13 protein-coding genes and 1 tRNA gene are annotated in these 15,718 nt (G+C 71.4%); 5 read left to right on the top strand and 9 right to left on the bottom strand.

What is annotated here, in order from left to right; all coding sequences use genetic code 11:
* Positions 1–38: 38 nt before the first annotated feature.
* Positions 39–1,091, bottom strand: a complete 1,053-nt coding sequence (locus tag ACIPRD_RS18130) for a nucleotidyl transferase AbiEii/AbiGii toxin family protein (RefSeq protein ID WP_401564104.1) — start codon at positions 1,089–1,091, stop codon at positions 39–41.
* Positions 1,088–1,885 carry a hypothetical protein gene (locus tag ACIPRD_RS18125; protein WP_401564102.1) on the bottom strand — a complete coding sequence of 266 codons (798 nt, stop codon included), beginning with the start codon at positions 1,883–1,885 and terminating at the stop codon, positions 1,088–1,090. Before ACIPRD_RS18125 ends, ACIPRD_RS18130 begins: the two co-directional genes overlap by 4 nt.
* A 258-nt stretch (positions 1,886–2,143) precedes the next feature.
* Between ACIPRD_RS18125 and ACIPRD_RS18120 the strand changes: the two genes are divergently transcribed.
* On the top strand, positions 2,144–3,265 hold the full coding sequence (locus ACIPRD_RS18120; RefSeq protein WP_356399347.1) for a hypothetical protein: 1,122 nt from the start codon (positions 2,144–2,146) through the stop codon (positions 3,263–3,265).
* 36 nt (positions 3,266–3,301) lie between these two features.
* Here ACIPRD_RS18120 and ACIPRD_RS18115 read toward each other — a convergent pair whose 3' ends face one another.
* Together ACIPRD_RS18115 and ACIPRD_RS18110 are read right to left on the bottom strand one after the other, a co-directional pair.
* Positions 3,302–6,259 carry a SpoIIE family protein phosphatase gene (locus ACIPRD_RS18115; protein ID WP_401564100.1) on the bottom strand — a complete coding sequence of 986 codons (2,958 nt, stop codon included), beginning with the start codon at positions 6,257–6,259 and terminating at the stop codon, positions 3,302–3,304.
* Positions 6,260–6,423: 164 nt separating this feature from the next.
* Complete coding sequence (locus ACIPRD_RS18110; protein WP_401564097.1) at positions 6,424–7,890, bottom strand: acyltransferase; 1,467 nt, start codon at positions 7,888–7,890, stop codon at positions 6,424–6,426.
* Positions 7,891–8,174: 284 nt separating this feature from the next.
* Here ACIPRD_RS18110 and ACIPRD_RS18105 point away from each other — a divergent pair, with 284 nt between their 5' ends.
* The 4 genes from ACIPRD_RS18105 (at position 8,175) to ACIPRD_RS18090 (ending at position 11,366) form a co-directional block, all read left to right on the top strand.
* Complete coding sequence (locus ACIPRD_RS18105) at positions 8,175–9,344, top strand: cytochrome P450 (RefSeq protein ID WP_401564225.1); 1,170 nt, start codon at positions 8,175–8,177, stop codon at positions 9,342–9,344.
* Between the two features lie 383 nt (positions 9,345–9,727).
* A complete protein-coding gene (locus ACIPRD_RS18100; protein WP_401564094.1) occupies positions 9,728–9,985 on the top strand; it encodes a hypothetical protein in 258 nt (85 codons plus the stop codon).
* Positions 9,960–10,490 carry a DUF6879 family protein gene (locus ACIPRD_RS18095; RefSeq protein ID WP_401564092.1) on the top strand — a complete coding sequence of 177 codons (531 nt, stop codon included), beginning with the start codon at positions 9,960–9,962 and terminating at the stop codon, positions 10,488–10,490. Before ACIPRD_RS18100 ends, ACIPRD_RS18095 begins: the two co-directional genes overlap by 26 nt.
* 27 nt (positions 10,491–10,517) lie before the next feature.
* Positions 10,518–11,366, top strand: a complete 849-nt coding sequence (locus ACIPRD_RS18090; RefSeq protein WP_401564090.1) for a helix-turn-helix domain-containing protein — start codon at positions 10,518–10,520, stop codon at positions 11,364–11,366.
* 729 nt (positions 11,367–12,095) lie between these two features.
* Here ACIPRD_RS18090 and ACIPRD_RS18085 read toward each other — a convergent pair.
* From ACIPRD_RS18085 to ACIPRD_RS18065, 5 genes are all read right to left on the bottom strand, one after another.
* On the bottom strand, positions 12,096–12,221 hold the full coding sequence (locus ACIPRD_RS18085) for a hypothetical protein (protein ID WP_401564087.1): 126 nt from the start codon (positions 12,219–12,221) through the stop codon (positions 12,096–12,098).
* A gap of 343 nt (positions 12,222–12,564) precedes the next feature.
* A tRNA-Leu gene (locus tag ACIPRD_RS18080) sits at positions 12,565–12,652 on the bottom strand.
* A 390-nt stretch (positions 12,653–13,042) separates the two neighbouring features.
* Complete coding sequence (locus tag ACIPRD_RS18075) at positions 13,043–13,990, bottom strand: beta-ketoacyl-ACP synthase III (protein ID WP_401564084.1); 948 nt, start codon at positions 13,988–13,990, stop codon at positions 13,043–13,045.
* A gap of 138 nt (positions 13,991–14,128) precedes the next feature.
* A complete protein-coding gene (locus ACIPRD_RS18070) occupies positions 14,129–14,284 on the bottom strand; it encodes a hypothetical protein (protein WP_356399365.1) in 156 nt (51 codons plus the stop codon).
* Complete coding sequence (locus tag ACIPRD_RS18065) at positions 14,259–15,587, bottom strand: OFA family MFS transporter (protein ID WP_356399367.1); 1,329 nt, start codon at positions 15,585–15,587, stop codon at positions 14,259–14,261. Before ACIPRD_RS18065 ends, ACIPRD_RS18070 begins: the two co-directional genes overlap by 26 nt.
* Positions 15,588–15,718: the final 131 nt, after the last annotated feature.

Below are 15,718 nucleotides of genomic sequence, written 5' to 3'. Positions count from 1 at the left end.
CCGGACAGCGAGTTGCTCCGGAGGGGACGACCGCGTGATCAGCGGATCAGCGGGTCCAGGGCCCCGGCGAGCCGGTGCAGCCACTCCTCCGCCGTCCCCTGCGCCCAGGGGTACTCCTGCCGGAATCCGTCCCAGTCCACGTCCCAGCGAGCCACCTCGCCGGGGCGGCGGAAGGTGTCCGCCGCGTCCGCCGCTCCGCACGCGGCCCGCCGGAAGACCGTCCGCAGCAGGCGTGCCGGAAGAGGCGCCTGCGCCGCCTCGGCGAGGAGTACCGCGTCGTACAGGTCCTTGCCCCGCGCCCGGCCGCCGTCCCGGCCGTCCAGGTGCAGCCAGAGCAGCTTCCACGCCAAAGCCACGTCCGGGCCGACGGTCCGCACGGGGGTGGGCCCGCCGCCCGCGCCCCGGGGGATCGCCGTCCACACCGGGGGCTCGGGGAGTATCTCGTCCCGGGCGAAGTCCAGTTGCACCTCACCCGGCGGGAGGCCGTCCGCGTGCCACGGGACGAGCAGACGTACGCCGGGGGTGTCGTACTCGCCGTAGGTCCAGGTGCCGTCCGGGCGCGCGGCCTCCGGATCGAGGAGCAGGCCGGGGGCGGCCTGCGGCGACCGGGCCAGCCGTTCGAGCAGGTCCCGGTACGGCGGGCGGGGCTCCGCGAGGTCCGCCTCGCTCATCCAGCGCAGCCCCTCGGGCGGCGGTACGGCCCGCTGCCCGCCGGTGCCGAACTCCTCGTACGCCCACATCTCGTACCGCGCCGCGCCGGCGGCGGCCTCGGGCCACTGCTGGACCTCTTCGACGCCGTCGACGTACGGAAAGGGGTCCAGCGGATCGACCCCTGCGTTCTCCTCGACGACCACCCAGTCGAGGTCGGCGGGTTCCCGGGCCGCGTCGCCCACCCAGGCCTGCATGACCATGCTTCCGCGCAGTACGAGACCGTCGCTCCACGGCGCCTCCGCGACGAGACTCAGCACGTGGTCCAGCGCCGCCCTCCGGGCCGCTCGGTGTCCGCCGGCGAGCGGCCGACGGCCCGCTTCGGAGCCGTACGACGGCACGGGAGCCCGCGCGGACGGGTGGGCGTGCCGGGGGCCGGTCACGCGGGCCTCGATGCCGGGCGCAGGACGGTGGCCGGCGGCCGGACGGTGGCCGACGGCGCGGCTCCGGGCACGGGAGCCGGACTCGGTACCGGCACCGGCACCGGCACCGGCACCGGCAGGATCGGCGCCGACACCGGCACGGACACCGCCGGGAAGGCCGAATCACCCGCTATCCAGCCCGAGTCGGCCCCGGGATTGTCGTCGTACACGACGAACTCCCGCTCCACCTCCACGATCGCGTACCCCGCGTCCTTCAGCGCCGCGACCAGCGCGTCCAGGCGGCGCCCCGCCTCGGGCCGCCCCACCCCACGGCATCGCTGTGTGACGAACCGCTCGTGCAGTCCGCCGGCCGCCTCCCGGCGGGCGTTGCGGGAGAGGTGCGCGGAGTGCGACTCGGCCAGCGCGCGGACCGCGCCGAGATGCGACTCGCGCAGGACGAGCTTGAGGTGGTGCTCGAAGTAGCAGTGCCCGGGGAGAAGCAGGGCTTCGGCATCCGTGCCCGGCACCTCCTCGTTCCAGGGCGCCGCCTCGATCTTCACCCGGGCCACGCGGAAGCCGTCCTCGCGCAACCGGTCCGCCCACCCGCGCGCCACTCTCCGCTGGCCCGCCAGGGTGCCGCCTCCCCGGCCGGTCAGCATCGGCTGGTCCGGCGTCCGCCCCCGGTCGAGCAGGATCCGGGTGTACTTGAGCCCGTACCGCTCCGCCCACAGGCGCGCGGGATCCTCTCCGCCGCCCTCACCTGCCCGCGGCTCGACCGTCAGATGAATCTCGAACTCCCCCGCGAACTGCCTCACCGTTCCCCCTCCCCCTCACCTCGTTGCCTGATCACACGTTCGACCGTAAGGCCCGCCACTGACAACGGATGCCGCCGGTCGCGGCGTTGGCGGCAGAGACCTCAGCTCTCGCCCCAACAGCACCGCCAGAAGCTAAGGTTGCAGCTCAACGGGGCATCCGTCGGCCAGGATGCTGCTCACCGAGGCGCTGTGCCGTGACGTCGGCGGTTCCTGACCTGGCCGCGTGGCCCCTCGCTGAACCGCTGGGGGGAACTCGCCGTGATCGAAACTCCGATGGACGCCGCCGAGACCGATGGGGACGACGACGCCGACCGTAAGGCCGTCGAGGAGGAACGGGCCGAGCTGAAGGCGTTCGTCAAAGGGCTGAGCGCGGACGACATCAAGTCGGGCAACTGGTTCACGAAGCTCATGTCCCAGGCCATGAACTCCTATACGGAGAAGGTCGACTGGCGCTACTTCCAGGAGCGGTACGAGGGCGTTCCCGCGGATGCGGTCATCGACCAGCGGATCAAGATGGCGGCCCGGTACGCGGCGCTCGAAGGCGGCCTCTCCGCCAGTGCGTACACGGCTGCCGTGGCCGCCACTCTCGGCAGTCTCGGCGGGGCCTCACCGGCCACCGTCCCGGCGGCCGTCGCCACCATGATGGTGGACGTCGCGTTCGTCACCCGGCTCCAACTCCGCCTGGCCTACGACATCTCCGTGCTCTACCGGGTCCCGGTCGACGTGTCCGACCCGGACGACATGTGGAAGCTCATCCGGGTGGCCTTCACGATCAAGGGCGGGGAAGTGGCGCGAGAAGGAGTGATCAAGGCGGTCCCGGCGATGATGCGACCGCTGATCAAGCGCTTCTACTCCAAGTCGGTGCTGGCCGCGGCGAAGGGATTCCCCGTCGTAGGGAAGTACCTCCTGCAGCGCAACGTCATCAAGATCGGCATCCCCCTGGTCGGCGTCCCCCTCGCGGCGGTGCTGAACCGCTACACGACGCTCCTCGCGGGTCGGCACGCACAGGCCGTCTTCCGCAACGAAGCACGTGTGATCGAGATCGCCCAGAATCTGAGCAAGAGGAGCAAGCACCCGCAGCTGATGCTGTGGGTGGCGTGGCTCGTGATCAAAGCGAACCGCACGATCGCCGACGACGAGGCACTGCTGATGCGGCATCTGGTCAGCATGGTCCGCGAGCGGCATCAGGTCGTCGACGAGGAACTCGCCCACCTGATCGACATCGACCCCGCCGAGGTGTGGCGGCGCATGGACGCCGAGCCGGGAGACCTGAGCGACCTCCTCGACGTAGCCGAACGGGTGGCCACGGTGGACGGTGACCTCAACGCGCGCGAGAAGGACGTCATCTCCGAACTCCGGAAGCGCTGCTGCCCGGCCTGACATCGCCGGAGGAGGGCGGCGAAGTGCCGGCCCTCCTCATCCCGACCCTGCCCCCTCACCTCCCGGCAACGGCAGTTCCGCCCAGATGGTCTTGCCGGTGCCGGTGTGGCGGGTGCCCCAGCGTTCGGTGAGCTGGGCGACGAGCATCAGGCCGCGGCCGCCCTCGTCGAGGATGCGGGCCCTGCGCAGGTGGGGGGCGGTGCTGCTGGAGTCGGAGACCTCGCAGATCAGGGTGCGGTCCTTGATGAGGCGCAGCAGGATGGGCGGGTCGGCGTGGCGGATCGCGTTGGTCACCAGCTCGCTGACCACGAGTTCGGCGACGAAGTCCATCTCCTCCAGGCCCCAGGCGCGCAGCTGGGCGGCCGTCAGCGAACGGGCCTCGGCGACGACGGCCGGGTCGGGAGGCAGCTCCCACTGCGCGATGTGCCGGCTGTCCAGGCCCCGGGTCCGGGCGAGGAGCAGCGCGACGTCGTCGGCCGGCCGCCCGTCCAGCAGCGCCTTGAGCACGATGTCGCAGGTGGTCTCGAGCGAGGGGACGGCGTCCGCCAGGGCGGTCCGCAGGCCGCGCAGGCCGGTGTCCACGTCGTGGTCGCGGGCCTCGATCAGACCGTCGGTGTACAGCGCGAGCAGGCTGCCCTCGGGAAGGTCCACCTCGACCGATTCGAAGGGCAGGCCGCCGAGTCCCAGGGGCGGTCCGGTGGGCAGTTCGAGGAAGTCGACCGTGCCGTCCGGGGTCACCAGGGCGGGCCAGGGGTGCCCGGCGCTGGCGAGTGAGCACCGGCGGGTCACCGGGTCGTACACGGCGTACAGGCAGGTGGCGCCGAGGTCGGCGGTCTGCGGCTCGGCGCCGGTCTCCAGTCCGGTGCTGAGGCGGATGACCAGGTCGTCCAGGTGCGCGAGCAGTTCGTCCGGGGGCAGGTCGACGTCGGCCAGCGTGCGCACGGCCGTACGCAGCCGGCCCATGGCGGCGGAGGCGTGGAGTCCGTGGCCGACGACGTCGCCGACGACGAGCGCCACCCGGGCGCCGGACAGCGGGATGACGTCGAACCAGTCGCCCCCGACCCCGGCCCGCGAACCGGCGGGCAGGTAGCGGCCGGCGACGTCGACGGCGGCCTGCTCGGGGATGCCCTGCGGCAGCAGGCTGTGCTGGAGGGCGAGCGTGGTGGAGCGCTCGCGCGTGTAGCGGCGGGCGTTGTCGATGCAGACGGCGGCGCGTGCCGCGATCTCCTCGGCGATCCGCAGATCGTCCTCGCTGTACGGCGGTGAGGCCGGATCCAGGCGGGTGAACAGCGCGGCGCCGAGGTTGACGCCTCGGGCGCGCAGCGGCACCGCCATCAGCGCGTGCGGATGGTGCCGGCGCACCCAGTCGGCCCGGCCGGGGTCCTGTTCGAGCCAGCGGACGACCTCGGGATCGGTGATCAGGTGCCGGGAGCCGCGGCCGGTGGCCAGGCAGCGTTCGAGCGGCGAGAACTCCGGGTAGCGGGCCAGCTCGCCGACCGCCACCAGACCCTGCACGTCGGTACGGGCCGCCGCGCGCCGCAGCTCCAGCGGGGCGCCGACGGGAATGGGCGCGGGCTCGTCGCCGTGCAGTACGGCGTCCAGCAGATCGACGGAGACGAAGTCCGCGCAGGAGGGTACGACGATGTCGGCCATCTCCTGCGCGGTGCGGGTGACGTCCAGGCTGCTGCCGATCCGCCTGCTGGCCTCGTTGAGCAGCGCCAGCCGTTCGCGCGCCGCGGACTGCTCGGAGAAGTCGAGCGCGGCCACCTGGACCCCGCGCACCAGACCGCCGGGATCCTTGAGGGGGTCCACGTGCACGATCCAGGCGTGCGCGTGGGACTCCCCCGGCACGCGCACGTAGTTCTCGACGCGTTCCGGCACGCCGGTCCTGGCGACCCGGTCCACGGTCTGTTCGGGGCCCTCGAACCTCGGGTCCGGCATGTGCTCGGTGATCCGGAGCCCGCGCAGGTCCCGCTCCGGTGCGCCGAGCTGCCGCGCCATCGGGGCGTTCACCCGGAGGAAGCGGCCGTCGGTGTCGTAGATCGCCAGGGCGAACGGGGACTGGTCGAAGGACCAGCGCAGGAGGGGGTCGGAGTCCCGTCCGCCGTCCGGCTCCTGCAGCCGGTCCTGGGGGGTGAGCGGTGGGTGTGGTGGGTGCGGCGTGTGCGGTGCGTGCGGTGCGTGCGGTGCGTGCGGCGTGTGCGATGCGTGCGGTGCGTGCGGTGCGTGCGAGGCCGGGTGGTCGTGAGGGGCATGGGGGGCTGACGCGGCTCGTGGGGCTTGGGGGTCATGCGGGGTCGGCTCGGCTCGGGGGGTGCGCTCGGCTTGGGGCGCCTGCTCGGCGCGGGGGGCGTGCTGGGCTTGGGGAGCGTGCTCGGCACGGGGAGCGTGCTCGGCTCGGGGCGCCTGCTCGGCCCGGGGGGTGCGCTCGGCTTGGGGAGCCTGCTGGTCATCCTGCTCGGCGCGGCCGGCCGGAGCGGGGCGGTCGAGGGCTGCGGGGCGGTCCACCGGTGCGGGGTGCTCAGCGAACGCGGCGTGCTCCCGCGGGGACTGCTGGGGGCGCCGGAGCGGCGCCTCCTGCTCGCCGGGAGCCTGCGGAGGGAGGGCTTCGAGGAGCCAGCCCGTGCCGCCGTCGGCAGTGGTCAGGGGGCGGGCCCGCAACCGGCATGCGACCGGGGTGCCGTCCCGGGCCCGGAGCACCGCGCGGCCGACCCAGCCCTCCCGCCTCGCGAGTCCCGCGAGAGCGGGGAGCGAGGCGTGTCCGCCGTACCCGGGGGACACGACCAGATCGGTCACCGGTCGGCCCACGGCCTGGCCCACCGAGTACCCCAGCAGGCGCTGCGCTCCCGGGCTCCAGGCGGTCAGCACCCCGTCCGGGTCCGTCACGGCCACGGCCTGGCCCGCTTCGACCACGGCCGTCGCCTCACTGGTGTCGAAGGGGGCGCCGGCTTCACGGTCTCGGGGTTCATGGTCGCCGGTCGCCGGTGTGTCCATGTCCGATCATCTCCCCTTCCGCATGCTCGCCGAGTCCAGAATCCCTCGTTCCCGTCGAGCATGCCGAAGGGAACGGTTCTCGTCGTGGGGCGGCGGCCTTTCGGGGGGCGCGGTACCCGGTGTTCCGGAGGCGCCGCGACCCGCTGTCCGGGACACCGCCGGTCTCACGTGCGCGGTTCGCCCATCAGGGGTTCCCGGGCGCCTTCGGGCGCACTCCTCACGTGCTCCCCGTACGCTCCCCGCTCCCCCCGCTCCTCCCCCTCCCGGCGTACGCCGGACCACCGGGCGGCCGTCACCAGTGCCGTGCCCAGCGCCAGGCCCAGGGCGGGAAGTGCGGGGAACGCGCCACCGGGCGCGAAGCCCTGCGTGGCGAAACGCGTCAGAGCCGCGATCGAGGCCGCCAGTCCGCACCACAGGGGCCAGGGGCACGACGGGGACCACGCACGGCGCAGGGGCGAGGTTCGGCCCAGGGACCCGGTGCGACCCAGGGGTGAGGTTCGGCCCAGGGACCCGGTGCGACCCAGGCCCATCCGCGGCCTCGCCCGCTCCGCCGGCAGCGCGGGCCCCCTCTCCAGCGGGCGCAGCACCGGCAGGGCGCCGGCCAGGAGGAGACCGAGCACCAGCAGCCACGGCACCCGGAGCGCCCACCACGCGGCGGAACCGAGCGTCGGCTCGGGCGCGAGGCCGGTCAAATAGAAGGCGCCGGCGGCGATCAGCACCGGGAGCATGTGCCAGAGGTACAGCGTCATGCTGGCGCCGCCCACGGTGCGTACGGCCCGCCACACGCGCTCGCGGTCGAGGAGCGGCCGGAGCAGCGGTGCCAGGAGCAGGCTCAGGCCGGCCTGGGTCACCACCCACGCCAGCATCGCCGCCGACGGCGGATCGGTGTTGCCGGGGTCCTGCCCGGTCACCAGGATCAGGCTCACCGGGAACGGGCCGAAGACGATCAGCGCCGCGAACGCCGTCGCGCCGCCGGCCGCCATCCCGGCCGGGGTCAGGCGGCGCCGCGTCAGCAATCCGTCGCGCCAGCAGAAGCCGAGCTGGTAGGCGACGCCCCACACGAGGACGTAGTCGATCGGTCCGACGTACGGCGTGTGGAAGCCGGTCACGAGCACGTCGACCACGAGGGCGGCCGCGCCCATGGCCACCGGGACGCGTGGCCCCCAGCGGCGGTGCGCCGCGTGCAGCAGCGGGGTCAGCGCGCCGAGGACCAGATACACGGGCAGGAACCAGAACTGCATCCCCATCGCCCAGCCGGCGAGGGCCAGGACGTCCCGGTCCACCCCGGCCGCCGCGCAGACCCCGACGGCGAGCAGCACCAGCCCGCCGTACGCCGCCACGGGCAGCAGCAGCCGTGCCGCCCGGCGGCCCACCCAGTCGCCGGCCGTACCGCCCGCCGCGCGGGTCCGCTCCCACGAGCCGCCCGCGGCATGGCCGCCGGCCAGGAAGAACAGCGGCATGATCTGGAACCCCAGGGTCAGCCACTGGGTCCAGGGCAGCGAGGCCAGCAGTTCGGGTGCGGTGATCACCCCGTCGGGGCCGCGCACGAGGGCGGTGATCAGCCAGTGCCCGAGGACCACCGAGACGATGGCCCACGCGCGCAGGAAGTCGACGTAGCGGTCTCTGCTCATGTCCTGTCATGCTGCCGCGGCGCCCGTGCCGACACGCTGAAGAGGCGGGCTCGCAACCATTTCGTGCCCGGTACGACATCACCCGCGCGCGGCTCCCCGCGGCCCGTCGCCCCCTCCGCCCGGCGCAGCCCTCGCCCGTCGCCGCCGTAAGCCCGATCCCGCCTGGTCGTATGCGGCCGGATTCGCCCTTCGGCGCGGGTGGCACCCGCTGCTAGCGTCGGGACGGACTGCGAAACGGGGGCGGGTTGACGGTGACGACAGCCGAAGTGGTCGATCTGGTGGCAATGGGCGAGGACTTCGTCCGCGATCCGTATCCGGTCTACGCGGCGCTGCGCGAGCGCGGCCCGGTGCACAGGGTGCGGATTCCGGAGGGAGCGGAGGCCTGGCTCGTCGTCGGGTACGAGGCCGGGCGGGCGGCGCTCATGGACGCGCGGCTGTCCAAGCAGTGGAAGAACGCCTCGCCCTCCTTCCCGATCTTCAGCCCGTCCGCGGGTCCGCACATGCTGAACTCCGACCCGCCGGACCACGAGCGGCTGCGGAAGCTGGTCGTCCGTGCGTTCACCCCGCGCCGGATCGAACAGCTGGCGCCGCGTGTGCGGCAGATCACCGACGAGCTGCTCGACGCGATGGCGGCGATCCCGCAGGGGCGGACCGATCTGGTCGAGGCGCTCTCCTTCCCGCTGCCGATCTCGGTGATCTGCGAGCTGCTCGGTGTGCCCACGCTGGACCGGGCGGCGTTCCGCGCCTGGACCGCCACGGTCCTCAGCGATCCCGACCCGAAGGCGCGGCTGGCGGCGACGGACGAGGTGGCCGCGTATCTCGCCGGTCTGGTGCGGAGCAAGCGCCTCGAACCTGGCCAGGACCTCCTGAGCGACCTGATCCGCACCACCGACGAGGACGGCGACCGGCTGTCCGAGGCCGAACTGCTCGGCACGGCTTGGCTGTTGCTGGTCGCCGGACACGAGACCACGGTCAATCTGATCTCCAACGGCGTGCTGGCCCTGCTCACGCATCCCGAGCAGCTCGCCGACCTGCGCGCGGACCCGTCGCTGATGGCCAACGCGGTGGAGGAGATGCTGCGGTACGACGGCCCGGTGGAGACGCCGACGTACCGGTTCACCACCGAGCCGGTGCAGGTGGGCGACACGGTGATCCCCGGCGACGGGCAGATGGTCCTCGTGGCGCTGGCGGACGCGAACCACGACCCCGCCCGCTTCCCCGATCCCGGCCGTTTCGACATCCGCAGGCCCGCGGGGGGCCACATGGCCTTCGGGCACGGCATCCACTACTGCCTCGGCGCGCCGCTCGCCCGTCTGGAGGCGCGCATCGCGGTCGGCGCCCTCCTGGAGCGCTTCGCCGGCCTCGCCCTGGACGTCCACCCGGCGGCCCTGGCCTGGCGCGAGGGCATGCTCATCCGCGGCCCGCAACGGCTGCCCGTCCGCTGGACTCCGTGACCGCACGCCGGAACGCGGAAAGAGCCCGGATGAGTCAGGACGATCTCGCGAAGGTCCCGCTGGTGTCCGAGGGGGACTTGAACCCTCCACTCGGGCACCAGCCCTTTAGGTCGCTGACCTGCGAGAACGCACCCGTCTGCGCCCCTTCGAGGCTGCGCGGGTTGGTCATGCTTACCTGCTGTTTCTGCCCGTTCCCGGCCGCTGTTGGTCATGCGTTGGTCACGTGCCCAACCCGCTGCCGGACCCTGCCACCCCCACCGCTTCGCATGGCCGATAGTCGCCCCTCCTGGCACGTATGACCATCCGCTCACCCTTGACGCTGATGAGCCGTCACGGCGAAGCTCGTGCAAGTTGGCGTAAGCCCCTCGACACCGGAGGCAGGCATGGCACTACGGTTCATCGGGATTGATCCAGAAACAGGGCAGCAGGGCTCTCCCACCATCTGGGTGGACGAGGAGAAACAAGATCTGGTGCTCCAAGGCTGGAAGCCGGACGAGGAGCTACGGGCGGAGTGCGCAGCGTTCGAGGCACCCGGACACGCGCCGGGCATCCCTGCGCATGAGGCTGTAGTCCGGATTCCGGCCCGCATGGTGCCGATGCTCAGGGAGGCGTGCGATGTCGCAGAACGAACCGGGTTTTAACGAGCTGCTGGCGGCGGCCAGGCACTCGGCCGTGCACCTGGAGATGCGCGATTCGTACGGCGTGGGAGATGAAACCGAGGACTTCGAGCACTGGAAGCGCACGGCAGAACGCGACGTAGACCCCGGCTCCGCTTACTGGAGCCCCTGGGTTGAATTGATTCGTGGCACCGTCGCCCGGGGTGTCGTCGTACGTCGCGCCCGAATCGTCTCCGAGCCTGTCACCGACTACATCCGGTACGAGCACGCGGGGACGGTCGTCAACATCCACGCAGGGGAACAGGTCCGTTGGCTGCCGAGGCGCGAGGTGTCCGACATCGCGCTACCCGGTAACGACTGCTGGGTGTTCGACAATGAGACGGTGCTCTTCAACCACTTCTCCGGGTCCGGTGACTGGTCCGAGCCCGGCTGGGAAGTACGCACCGAACCGGCCGTAGCGCGGCTGGCATCGTCAGCGTTCGAGGTCGTCTGGGAGCGCGGCATCCCGCACGAGAAGTACACGGTCTGATCCAGCGAAACACCGAAGAGCCAACTCGTGCCTGCGTCTCCCTCCTCAAGCGCTCAGGCCGCCCGCGAAGTCATCGCCGCTCGACTCGGTGAGCTACGCAAAGACGCGGAGCTGACTGGTCATGAGCTGGCGCTTCGGTGTGGCTGGAGTCCCGCGAAGTCATCGCGCATCGAACGCGCCAAGACACCTGCCTCTGATGCCGATATCCGTGCGTGGTGCAAGGCATGCGGCGCGGAAGGTCAGACGGTTGATCTGGTCGCCGCGAACCGTCAAGCCGATCAGATGTACGTGCACTGGAAGAAGCTGCACAGGCACGGAATGCGCCGGGCACAAGAGGAAGTCGTCCCCCTGTACGAGGGCACGCGACACTTCCGCGTCTACTGCTCCAACGTGATTCCCGGCGTGCTCCAGACGGAGGCTTACGCGACTGCGCTGCTCTCCACGATCGCCACCTTCCAAGGCACCCCGGATGACTCGCCCGAGGCCGCAGCCTCGCGGGTCGAGCGCTCGCACGTCCTCCACGAAGGCGGCCACCGCTTCGCGTTGCTCATGGAAGAGACGGTGCTCCGGTACCGCATCGGGGATGCGGACACGATGGCCGGCCAGCTCGGCTACCTGCTGGCAGTGATGGCGCTCCCGAACGTCAGCCTCGGCGTCATCCCGTTCACCGCTGAGCGGCGCGTGTGGCCCCTGGAAGCGTTCTATCTGTTCGACGACCACCGCACGAGCGTCGAACTGCTGACAGCCGCCGTGAACGTGTCCGCACCCCGTGAGATCGCTGTCTACGCCAAGGCGTTCGCCCAACTGGCAGAAATGGCCGTCTACGGCTCGGACGCCCGCGCCCTCATCACGGAGGCGATTAGCTCTCTCGGGTAATCCGTATGCAAGCTCGTGCAAGAACGTGGACCAGCATCTTCCCGCCTCCCTGCCGTCCTTGACACAGCGGAGTCACCGGAGAGGGCGGGCCATGGCGAGCGACAGCAGAGCGCACGGGACCGAGTCGGCTGATCATCTGGGCAGCAGTGAAGCACGACAGTTCCTCTCCCGTCTCTCCGGAGCATTCGGCATGGACGGCGTGCTCATGGCGCAGAAGAGCAATCCCGGCCCGGAGGGCGCCGCCCTTGCGCCCAACTCGGCCTTGCGCCGGCCCCGCTGCGAGTGCGGCAGCCCGAAGTGTCCTGACTACAAGGCCCCGCCGACCGGGGATCTGAGCAGCAAGGTTTCTGAGGCCGACGCGCGGAGCCGCAGGGGCGGGCTGTGAGCGTCCAGACAGCAACGCGTCCGGCCCGGAAGCGTGAACGCAAGGCTGCACCGGAGCCTGCGGTCGAGACACCGACGCGCCCGCAGACCTGCTGCGGAGTGTGGCTCCCCCATGCGGCTACGTCGAACTCCCCCAGAGTCCGACCCGGAACACTCCGGGGTGATGCGCTGCATGGTGTGCTGGGAAGTGTGGACGCTGCCAACTGAGCGGCACTGTCCCGGTTTCCGGCCGACGTTCATGTCTGCACTGCGAATGCTGGACTCATGCCGGGATCTGCGACGCTGACCAAGCAAACGAACGCCCCCACCGATCTGGTGGGAGCGTTCTTGAGTTTGTTCGAGCAGTCAGAGCAGTGCGCGGAAGGGGTTGGAGTCGATGAGCGGTTCTGGCCGCTTCACCGGCTTGGGCTCCGGGGCCTGCTTGAGGGTCGGGCGATAGGTGTCCAGGCTGACGACTGTGGCCCGCTTCACGTGACGCTCCGCGCTGGCCGGCATCGGCTCCGCAACCGTCTGCACCTGCCCGACGACTTCCGGATCCACGACTGGAGGCACAGCAAGGTCACGAACGATCTGGAGGCCGGGGAGAACCCCGTAGAGGTCTCCGCCAACGTCCGGCACCACTCGCCGGGCTACACCATGGCCCGGTACGGCCACTCTCGTAAGGACGGAGCGCGCCGACTGGCCGCCTCTGGTGCTGGCCGACTCGGCCTGTCATCCCTGGTCCGACCTGGGGAATCTCCAGGCTGTTGGTCACGTGGTCGGTCACGCCGCAGTCCTGAAAAGCAAAAGACCCCTGATGAACAGGGGTCTTAGCTGGTGTCCGAGGGGGGACTTGAACCCCCACGCCCGATAAAGGGCACTAGCACCTCAAGCTAGCGCGTCTGCCATTCCGCCACCCGGACTAGGTGTCTGCCGCCTTTCGCGGTGTTCCCCGCGGCGACATGGATAACAATACCAAGGTTTCGGAGTGCCTTTCACCTGCGTATCTGTCCGGCGCGTGGCCGCCCGGGCACACACAGCGTCCGGAACACTCCGGTGACACTTCACGCGTTCGCGTGAGCACGTTATGTGAGGATCCGGCCACTCCTGTGGTGGTCCCGGCCCGCTTCCGCCCTGGCGCCCCGGGAACGCCGTCCCCCGGGGCACCGCCGCCGGTCCCGGCCAGGCCCGCGCCCAGTCGCTCACGGGCACCCGGCGAAGTCACCGACAGCCGGCGAACTCGTTCACGGGCACCCGGTGAAGTCGCCCACCGGCAGCCGGCGGCCTCGCTCACCGGCACCCGGTGACCTCGCTCACGGGCACCGGACGACCTGCCCGGCGTAGGAGAGGTTGCCGCCGAAGCCGAACAGCAGGGCCGGGTCGCCGCTGCGTACGGCCCCCTGCTCGATCAGCTTGGACAGGGCGAGCGGGATGCTGGCGGCGGAGGTGTTGCCGGACTCGGTGACGTCGCGGGCGATCACGGCGTTGACGGCGCCGATCTTCTGCGCGAGGGGTTCGATGATCCGCAGGTTGGCCTGGTGCAGGACGACGGCGGCGAGGTCGGCGGGGTCGACGCCGGCCTTCTCGCAGGCGCGGCGCGCGATGGGCGGCAGCTGGGTCGTGGCCCAGCGGTAGACGCTCTGCCCCTCCTGCGCGAACCGCGGCGGCGTGCCCTCGATCCGTACGGCGTTGCCCATCTCCGGCACCGAACCCCACAGCACCGGTCCGATCCCGGCCTCCTGGCCCGGCGCGCACGCCTCGACCACGGCGGCCCCGGCGCCGTCGCCGACGAGGACGCAGGTGGTGCGGTCGGTCCAGTCGGTGATCTCGGACATCTTGTCCGCGCCGATGACCAGGGCCCGGGTGGCGGCGCCCGCCCGGACGGTGTGGTCGGCGGTGGCGAGGGCGTGGGTGAATCCGGCGCACACCACGTTGACGTCCATCGCGGCGGGCTGAGGGATGCCGAGCCGGGCCGCGACCCGCGCGGCGGTGTTCGGGGAGCGGTCGATCGCCGTGGAGGTGGCGACGAGGACCAGGTCGATGTCGCCGGGGGTGAGGCCGGCCGCGGCGAGGGCCTTGGCCGCGGCGTGCGCGGCGAGCTCGTCGACGGGCTCGTCGGGGCCTGCGATGTGCCGGGTACGGATGCCCACCCGGCTGCGGATCCACTCGTCACTCGTGTCGACCATGCCCGCCAGTTCCTCGTTGGTGAGCACCCTGGCGGGCTGGTAGTGACCGATGGCGGCGATACGCGAGCCGTTCATGAGGAGGTCCCCCTCGTTTCCGTGTTAGCGGGATCCTCCAGTCTTATCCGTGACCGGCGGGTACGAGGACGCGTGAAGCAACAGGAATCGGGCATCCGTGTTGTCGGCTTCCGCAGTCCCCGTGGACCCTCCGAACACTCACCCCGTGAACAGTTGTGTCGCCTTCTGCACGAGCTCGTAGAGGCCGTAGACGAGGGGGGCTCCCACCCACAGCCAGGACAGGGCGATCAGGCCCCGCCGGTCGGGCGGCCCGCCGTCGCCGGCCGTCTCAGGCGGGCTGCTGTCGCTGGACATCGGAGGCCTCCCTCTGGGCGGGGACGTGGTGGCGGGTGTCGACGGGGCGGATGAGTTCGTTGGCGGCGAACCCGACGACGAGCAGGCCGATCATGATCGAGAACGACAGTCCGTACAGGCCGGCCCCGTGTTTCCCGGCCGACTCCTGCCGGTCGGCGATCCAGTTGACGATCAGCGGCCCGAGCACGCCGGCGGTGGACCAGGCGGTGAGCAGCCGGCCGTGGATGGCGCCGACCTGGTAGGTGCCGAAGAGGTCCTTCAGATAGGCGGGGACCGTGGCGAAGCCGCCGCCGTAGAAGGAGAGGATCACCAGCGCGCAGAGCACGAACAGCGGCTTGGCGGTGTCGCCGAAAAGCGCGATGAGCAGGTACATCAGCGCGCCGACGCCGAGGTAGAGGCGGTAGATGTTCTTGCGCCCGATCAGGTCGGAGGTGGACGACCAGCCGATCCGTCCGGCCATGTTGGCCGCCGACAGGAGCGCGACGAACCCCGCCGCTGCGGAGGCGGAGACCGGGGTGGAGCTGTCCGCGAAGAAGTCCGTGATCATCGGCGCGGCCTTCTCCAGGATGCCGATGCCGGCGGTCACGTTGGTGCACAGCACGACCCACAGGAACCAGAACTGCGGGGTGCGCACGGCGCTGCGCGCGGACACCTGCACTCCCGTGACGGCGGCCGGTCCGGCCTCGGCGGCCTGCGGCGCGCGCGGGACGCGGACCAGGAGGACGCCGAGCGACATGAAGACCGCGTACGACAGGCCGAGCACGAGGAACGTGAGCGCGATCCCGGAGTGGTCGGAGCCGAAGGACTGGAGCATCTGCGCGGACCAGGGGGAGGCGATCAGCGCGCCGCCGCCGAAGCCCATGATCGCGATGCCGGTGGCCATGCCGGGCCGGTCCGGGAACCACTTGATCAGGGTGGAGACGGGCGAGATGTAGCCGATGCCGAGACCGATGCCGCCGACGAAGCCGTAGCCGAGGACGATCAGCCAGTACTGCTGTGTCTGGGCGCCGAGCGCGGAGATGAGGAAGCCGGTGGAGAAGCAGACGAGCGCCACGCTCATCGCCCAGCGCGGCCCGTTGCGTTCGACGAGGGTGCCGCCGAACGCGGCGGACAGTCCGAGCATCACGATCGCGAGCTGGAAGGGGAGGGCGCTCTGGGTGCCGTCGAGGTGGAGGGCGGATTCCAGGGGCGGCTTGAACACGCTCCAGGCGTAGGCCTGCCCGATGGACAGGTGGACGGAGAGGGCGGCGGGCGGAACAAGCCATCGGCTCCAGCCCGGAGGTGCGACAGGGGGGCTGCTCATGGGGCCGGACGGTAGGGCGGGACAAGGGAGTTGAGAAGGCCCGCGCCGGTCGCGTGCGGTGAACGGTACGCACGATGCGTCCAACGGTCGCGGCCGCCCGCCGCTGCCCCGGATCAGGCGTGTCGGGCGGC

Source organism: Streptomyces sp. NPDC090108 (genome assembly GCF_044747185.1).
Lineage (GTDB): Bacteria > Actinomycetota > Actinomycetes > Streptomycetales > Streptomycetaceae > Streptomyces.
Note: the sequence above shows the minus strand (reverse complement) of the source record. Positions and strands in the feature narration are given on the sequence as shown.